Origin of the sequence: Mesorhizobium sp. M7A.F.Ca.CA.002.04.1.1 (assembly GCF_004022805.1) — a bacterium.
Taxonomy (GTDB): Bacteria; Pseudomonadota; Alphaproteobacteria; order Rhizobiales; family Rhizobiaceae; genus Mesorhizobium; species Mesorhizobium ciceri.
Window position 1 is genome coordinate 1 of sequence record NZ_RZPL01000238.1, and the last position, 7303, is coordinate 7303.

Genomic DNA, 7303 nt, shown 5'->3' on the forward strand with positions numbered 1-7303 from the left:
GGCCGGCAGGTGGGGCAGGTGGGAACCGCCGGTGCCGACGGCCTCGGCGCTGAAACCCTTTTTCATATTGCCGAACTTGACGTCGCCGGTCTGCGCCATGAAGCCGTCTATGACGCGGTGGAAGGCGACGTTGTCATAGGCGCCTTGGCGCACCAGCTTCTTGATCTGCTCGACATGCTTTGGCGCCAGATCGGGCCGAAGCGCAATGGTGACGTCTCCGTCCTTCAGCGTGATGACCATGGTGTTTTCCGGGTCGGCGGCGAAGGCCGAGACCGATGCGGTCACAAGGCCGGCAAGCACAACGAGGAACGAGGCGAGCTTTTTCAGCTGCATATCTATCTCCGGAATCTTATTTCGCGAATTTGGCGGTGAGCGCACCGGCAACCGCCGCCGGCACGAAGGGGCGGATGTTGCCTCCCATAGAGGCAATCTGGCGGACAAGTGTGGCGGTAATGGTGCGCACGGACGGGCTGGCGGGCAGAAAAACCGTCTGCAACTCAGGTGCCATAGTCTCGTTCATGCCGGCCATCTGCATCTCATAGTCGAGGTCGGTGCCGTCGCGCAGGCCGCGGATCATGATCGAGGCGCCGTGCTTCCTGGCGGCGTCGATGACCAGCCCCTCGAAGGCGACGACCTTGATACGGGCACCATCGCTGCCGAATTCCGCCTTCGCCGCCGTCTCGATCAGCTTCACCCGCTCCTCGAAGGAAAACAGCGGCTGCTTGCCCGGATGGATGCCGATCGCCGCATAGACGATGTCGGCCACGGCCAGCGAAGCCTTCAGCACATCCAGATGGCCGTTGGTCAGCGGGTCGAAGGAGCCGGCATAGAGGGCGATGCGTTCGGTCATGGCAGGTGCTTCTAATGCATGATCCCAAAAAGTGGAAACCGGTTTTTGCGGACAAACGGTTTTTCGTTTGTCCTAGAGATCATGCTCAAATGAAAGCTAGAGCCTGTTCCGTCTTCCGTCCACCAAGATGGAACAGGCTCTAGCGAGCCTCTCTCGCAAAGGCAAATCCGATCGGGGCGCCGGCCGTGAACCTTTTCCGGCACATGAACGACAGATGAACACGCTGATCACGAAGCCTTCACGCAGCGTTCACTAGGTTGCACCTTAATAAGATGAAACCAAAATCCCATCTATCCGTTGTTAGGCGCAGGAGAACACGCACATGCTGATCTACATGCTCGCCACCGCAATGACCGTCGCCATGCTGATCGCCACCGTATTTGGGCTGCATCAGGAGGCACAACGCATCCGCGTCAAGGCAAACACCAAGCGCTTCGAAGGCTTCGGCCCGCGTAAGCCATATCGCCACTACTGATAAAGCCTGGACTTGCTGCCGCGCCGGCCAGCTGGCCGGCGTTGCCATGTCAAAACCTGGGTGCCGGACTTAGTCCGCACCCTCCGGACCGGCGTCAGACGCCGCAGCGGCATCGGCACCGCCCTCGACGGTTTCTTCGCTTTCTTCGTCCGCTTGCGGTTCAGAGATCCGCTCGACCGAAACCACCTTTTCGCCTTCAGCCGTGTTGAAGATGGTCACACCCTTGGTGGCGCGGCTGGCGAAACGAATGCCGTTGACCGGCACCCGGATGACGGTGCCGCCGTCCGACACCAGCATGATCTGGTCGTCATTGCCGACCGGGAAGGTCGCCACCAGCCTGCCAATCTCGGCCGCCTTCGACACGTCGGTGGCGCGGATGCCCTTGCCGCCGCGTCCGGTCAGCCGGAAATCATAGGACGACGAACGCTTGCCGTAGCCGAATTCGGTCACCGTCAGCACGTACTGTTCGTGCGCCTTGAGTTCTTCGTATCGGCTGTCGGAAAGCTCTGTCTCCTCGCCGATCTCCTCATTGGTCAGCGCGATCTCTTCCTCTTCTCCGGCCGTTTCCGTGGCAAGCCGCCGCTCCGCCGCCGCGCGCTTCAGGTAAGCGGCGCGTTCCGCCGGCGAAGCATCGACATGCTCGATCACCGACATCGAGATGATGCGGTCGGTCTCGGCCATGGTTATGCCTCGCACACCGACCGAATTGCGGCTCTGGAAGACGCGCACGTCGCCGACGGAGAAGCGTATGCACTGGCCGGAACTGGCGGTCAGCAGCACGTCGTCCTTGTCGGTGCAGGTTTCGACGCCGAGGATCTCGTCGCCTTCTTCCTCCAGCTTCATGGCGATCTTGCCGTTGCGGTTGACCTGGACGAAGTCGGATAGATCGTTGCGGCGCACGGTGCCGCGCGTGGTGGCGAACATCACGTAGAGTTCGCCCCAGCTGGCCTCGTCCTCGGGCAGTGGCATGATGGTGGTGATGCGCTCGCCCTGCTCCAGCGGCAGCATGTTGATCAGCGCCTTGCCGCGTGACTGCGGATTGCCGATCGGCAGCCGCCAGACCTTTTCCTTGTAGACGATGCCGCGCGAGGAGAAGAACAGCACCGGCGTATGGGTGTTGGCGACGAACAGCCGGGTGACGAAATCCTCTTCCTTGGTCGACATGCCGGAGCGGCCCTTGCCGCCGCGGCGCTGCGCCCGGTAGAGCGACAGAGGCACGCGCTTGATGTAGCCGGAATGGCTGACCGTCACGACCATGTCTTCGCGCTGGATCAGATCCTCGTCTTCCATGTCCGAACCGCCGTCGGTGAGTTCGGTGCGGCGCGGCGTGCCGAACTCGTCGCGCACGGCGGCAAGCTCGTCCTTGACGATCTGCTGGACGCGCGCGCGGGAAGACAAAATGTCCAGATAATCGATGATTTCGGCGCCGATCGTGTTCAACTCGTCGGCGATCTCGTCGCGGCCGAGCGCGGTCAGGCGCTGCAGGCGCAGCTCGAGGATGGCGCGCGCCTGCTCCTCGGACAGATTGTAGGTACCGTCCTCGTTGATCCGGTGGCGTGGGTCATCGATCAGGAGGATCAGAGATTCCACGTCGCCAGAGGGCCAGCGCCGCTCCATCAACTGCTCACGCGCCGTCTGCGGATCCGGCGCGGTGCGGATCAGCTTGATGACTTCGTCGATGTTGGCGACTGCGATAGCGAGACCGACCAGCACATGGGCGCGATCGCGCGCCTTGCGCAGCAGGAACTTCGTCCGCCTTGTGATCACCTCCTCGCGGAAGGCGACGAAAGCCTTCAGCATATCGGTCAGGTTCATCACTTCCGGCTTGCCGCCATTCAGCGCCACCATATTGGCGCCGAAAGAGGTCTGCAGCGGCGTGAAGCGGTAGAGCTGATTGAGGATGACGTCGGCAACGGCGTCGCGCTTCAGCTCGATGACGACCCGGTAGCCCTGGCGGTCGCTCTCGTCGCGGATATCGGAAATGCCCTCGATGCGCTTGTCGCGCACCAGTTCAGCCATCTTCTCGATCATCGACGACTTGTTCACCTGGTAGGGAACTTCGGTGATGATGATGGACTCGCGGTCGTTGCCGCGCTGTTCGATGTTGACGCGCCCGCGCATGACGATGGAGCCGCGGCCGGTCGAATAGGCGCTGTAGATGCCCGAACGGCCAAGCACGATGCCACCGGTCGGGAAATCCGGCCCCGGAATGATCTCCATAAGCGCCGGCAGGTCGATCGCCGGATTGTCGATGATGGCGATGGCGCCATTGCAGACTTCACCGAGATTGTGCGGCGGGATGTTGGTCGCCATGCCGACGGCGATGCCGCCCGAGCCATTGACCAGAAGGTTGGGAAAACGTGCCGGCAGAACCTTAGGTTCGCTGCCGGAAGCATCATACGTGTCCTGGAAATCGACGGTATCCTTGTCGATATCCTCCAGGAGCTCGTGCGCGACCTTGGTCAGCCGCGCTTCCGTGTAGCGCATCGCCGCAGGCGGATCGCCGTCGATGGAGCCGAAATTGCCCTGCCCGTCGATCAACGGAACGCGCAACGACCAGTCCTGCGCCATGCGCACCAAGGCGTCATAGATGGAAGCATCGCCATGCGGATGGTATTTACCCATCACGTCGGCGACAGGACGCGCCGACTTCACATATTTGCGGTTCCAATGGTAGCCGCTCTCATGGGCGGCGAAGAGAATGCGGCGATGCACCGGCTTCAGGCCGTCGCGCACGTCCGGCAGCGCACGGCTGACGATCACGCTCATGGCGTAATCGAGATAGGAGCGCTGCATCTCCTCGACGATGGATATCGGCTCGATGCCGGTGGGGCCGCCGTCGGCGCCGCGCGGTGTCTTCTGGTCGGTCAAATCGGATCACAATCTAATCAGGAATCACTTGGTGCTTATATAGGAAGCAAGCCCGAAACTCCAACCTTCACGGCACTTTTCCAGTGTCATTTTTGATGGTAATTTCAAATGGATACCGATGATTGCGACGATATGGCCAAGGCGGTTTTCACCGCCCTGACGCAAAAGCCTGCGTGTCTGCCTTTGCGGTGCACCGGGCCGATTCACCAAGCAGAAACGACCTATGCGCCACGGCGGCTGCGATACTGGCTTGGCGTCTGCCCCATGATCCGCCGAAAACGACGATTGAAGGTCGACAGATCGCTGAAGCCAGCGCCGAAAGCGATCGCGGAAACCGTATCGTCCGACATGCGTAGCCGCACCGCGGCCCTGTGCAATCGCGTCCTGAGCAGGAATTGGTAGGGGGTCATGCCCGCCACCTGCCGGAAGATGCGCAGGAAATGATACGGACTGGTCGCCGTCCCATCGGCAAGCGCTGAAAGGGAAACCGGCCCGTCTGCATCGAGTTCGATGCGCCGCACAGCTTCGGCAACCCGTTTTTGATCGCGGCGGCTCGGCGCGCGCCTGACATGCGTAGCGCCGGAGGCTGTAGCCACGGCAGCACCGGCCATGCGCAGGGAAAGTTCCTCGAACGCGTCGATGTCGGCCATCTCGCGAGCGGTTTCCGCCTCGGCCAGGAGTGGCGCCAGGACCGGCAAAGGCGGCAGGAGCGCCGCCTCGAAGGCCAGCTTCCTGGCGCCCGGCACGCCAGCCGCGATCCGTTCCATGTAGGACGGCCGGAAATGGAACGAGAGGCAACGGTCGCCGCTGCCATGCTCGTGCCCGCATTCGTAACATGTGCCGGGATTGCCGAGCAGGAGCGCGCCGGGCGCCAGCATCGCCGTGCCTTGCTGGGCACGGTAGCGAAACGTGCCGCTGGTGACCGCGGCGACACAGAAATCCTGATGCGCTTCCTCGAACGGCCGGTCGCCGGCGCTAGCCGTGCAGATCACATCCGCCACATGCCAGCCGGGTCCGGATGCGAGCGTATGCGTGGTCGCTGTCATGACCGGAATATAGCAATTTTTCCCAAGCCCAGAACCTCGTAACCGCCTATTCCCTCCCAATCTCCTGACAAGAAGAGGCCACAACCATGTTCGATCAATCTTCGTTTGCCGATGCCCTGCATAGCCCCGGACCGATCGAAGGCCTTGCCGAAAAACTGAGCCTTTACGGCCGCTTCGTCGGCGCCTGGACTTTCGACGCCTCGCGCCACCTCGAGGACGGAACGGTGCTGACAGGGCGTGGCGAGGTGCATTTCGGCTGGGTGCTGGAAGGCCGGGCGATCCAGGACGTCTGGATCCTGCCCGCGCGGGACACTGGTTCCCAGCCTTCGCTCGGCAAATGGACTTTTTATGGCACGACGCTGCGCGTCTATGATCCCGGCGCGGATGCCTGGCACATCTTCTGGAGCGACCCGCCCAACCAGTATTTCAGCCGCCAGCTCGGCCGCGCCGAGGGTGACACGATCGTGCAAGTGGGCGCCGACGGCACCGGTAGCTCCGTACGCTGGGGCTTTTCACGCATCACCGAAAACGCCTTCCGATGGCTGGGCGAGCGCTCGCACGACAATGGCGCGACATGGCGGCTGGAGGTCGAGTTCCTGGCGCGCCGAGCGGTTTGATCGCCGAAGAATGCAGCAGCCCGGAATAAAAGCGTCGCGACCCTTTGCGCCCTCCGCTGTCTCGCCGGCATCAACCACTTTCTCACGAACAGTTCCCACCGAACGGGCTTTGCTCTACCAATTATCCTGGTACGGGCACGGCCCGGCGGGAGGGTCAGAGATGCCGAGTTTCGACAGCCTGTTCAACGCGTTCGTCACCATTCTCGTGACCATCGATCCGCCCGGCCTGGCGCCGCTGTTCCTCGCCGTGACGCGCGGCATGAACCGCGAGGAGCGCCAGCAGGTTTCCGTCCGCGCCTCGATCATCGGTTTCCTGGTGATGGCGCTGTTTGCGGTTGCAGGCGCCTCGATCCTGTCGGTGTTCGGCATCACGCTGCCGGCTTTCCGCGTCGCCGGCGGTTTCCTGCTGTTCTTCATCGCCTTCGAAATGGTGTTCGAGCGCCGGCAGGACCGCAAGGAGAAGATCGGCGACGTCGCCATCACCAAGGACATGATCCACAACATCGCCGCCTTCCCGCTGGCAATCCCGCTGATCGCGGGTCCCGGCGCCATTTCGGCAACTGTGCTGCTCTCAGGTTCCTTTCAAGGCTTTGCGGCGCAGGCGGCGCTGGTCGGCATCATCTTCGTCTGCCTTGCCATCACCTATCTGGTGTTCGTGCTGTCGGAACGCATAGACCGCATCCTCGGCCAGACCGGCCGCTCGATCCTGACCCGCCTGCTCGGCGTCATCCTGGCAGCACTGGCCGTGCAATTCGTCGCCGACGGCATCAAGGCGCTGATAGCGGGCTGACAGGCTGACGCGGCGAGAATCTCAAAGCCGGCTCTATCTCGCCGTCGTGTCGATGACCTCGAAATCGTGGGTAATCGTGGCGGTCTTGGCAAGCATCGCGGAGGCCGAGCAATATTTTTCGATCGAAAGGTCGATCGCGCGTTTCACCTTGTCGCTGGAGAGTTGCCTGCCCTTGACGACGAAATGCATATGAATGCGGGTGAACACTCTGGGTTCGGTTTCCGCCCGGTCGGCTTCGAGCTCGACAACGCAGTCCTCGACCGCGTCGCGCCCCTTTTCGAGGATGTGCACGACATCATAGGCCGAACAGCCGCCGGTGCCGATCAGCACCAGCTCCATCGGGCTCGGTCCCGGCGTCCTGCCTTCCGGTCCGGGCGCGGTTCCCAGCACCAGTTTGTGGCCGCTACCGGACTCGCCGACGAAGGTGCGTTCCTCGACCCATTTTACGCGTGCTTTCATCGAACTCGTCCTTCGCCATATTTCGTTGATCGCCATGTCGGCGTTCAGTTCGACAATGCAAAACCCCGAAAGTCCATGATGGACTCTCGGGGCGCAATGTTTGACTTAAGCCAAAAACAACATCTGCTGTTGCGATCAGAACGGGATTTCGTCGTCCAGTTCGCGCGACGAACCGCCACCGCCGCCGCTCTTGGC

General features: G+C 62.1%; 8 protein-coding genes. 3 read left to right on the plus strand and 5 right to left on the minus strand.

Translation table 11 applies throughout. The annotated features are described in order from the left end of the window. The coding region (locus ENZ75_RS14545) for a peptidylprolyl isomerase (RefSeq protein WP_206617040.1) at nt 1–333 on the minus strand (333 nt) is incomplete at its 3' end. 16 nt (nt 334–349) lie between these two features. Then, a complete protein-coding gene (gene coaD, locus ENZ75_RS14550; protein WP_063167940.1) occupies nt 350–850 on the minus strand; it encodes a pantetheine-phosphate adenylyltransferase in 501 nt (166 codons plus the stop codon). 322 nt (nt 851–1172) lie between these two features. On the opposite strand from coaD, the gene ENZ75_RS14555 reads away from it, so the two are divergent. Further along, on the plus strand, nt 1173–1325 hold the full coding sequence (locus ENZ75_RS14555) for a hypothetical protein (RefSeq protein WP_081714296.1): 153 nt from the start codon (nt 1173–1175) through the stop codon (nt 1323–1325). Between the two features lie 69 nt (nt 1326–1394). Here ENZ75_RS14555 and gyrA read toward each other — a convergent pair whose 3' ends face one another. Further along, on the minus strand, nt 1395–4196 hold the full coding sequence (gyrA, locus tag ENZ75_RS14560) for a DNA gyrase subunit A (RefSeq protein WP_013531829.1): 2802 nt from the start codon (nt 4194–4196) through the stop codon (nt 1395–1397). 221 nt (nt 4197–4417) lie between these two features. Next, nucleotides 4418–5242, minus strand: a complete 825-nt coding sequence (locus ENZ75_RS14565) for an AraC family transcriptional regulator (protein ID WP_063167939.1) — start codon at nt 5240–5242, stop codon at nt 4418–4420. Nucleotides 5243–5328: 86 nt separating this feature from the next. Here ENZ75_RS14565 and ENZ75_RS14570 point away from each other — a divergent pair, with 86 nt between their 5' ends. Together ENZ75_RS14570 and ENZ75_RS14575 are read left to right on the plus strand one after the other, a co-directional pair. Continuing rightward, nucleotides 5329–5859 carry a hypothetical protein gene (locus ENZ75_RS14570; RefSeq protein WP_063167938.1) on the plus strand — a complete coding sequence of 177 codons (531 nt, stop codon included), beginning with the start codon at nt 5329–5331 and terminating at the stop codon, nt 5857–5859. Nucleotides 5860–6019: 160 nt separating this feature from the next. After that, nucleotides 6020–6649, plus strand: a complete 630-nt coding sequence (locus tag ENZ75_RS14575; RefSeq protein ID WP_013531832.1) for a MarC family protein — start codon at nt 6020–6022, stop codon at nt 6647–6649. 33 nt (nt 6650–6682) lie between these two features. On the opposite strand, the gene ENZ75_RS14580 is transcribed toward ENZ75_RS14575, so the two are convergent. Continuing rightward, nucleotides 6683–7108, minus strand: a complete 426-nt coding sequence (locus tag ENZ75_RS14580) for an OsmC family protein (protein ID WP_063167937.1) — start codon at nt 7106–7108, stop codon at nt 6683–6685. Nucleotides 7109–7303 lie beyond the last annotated feature (195 nt).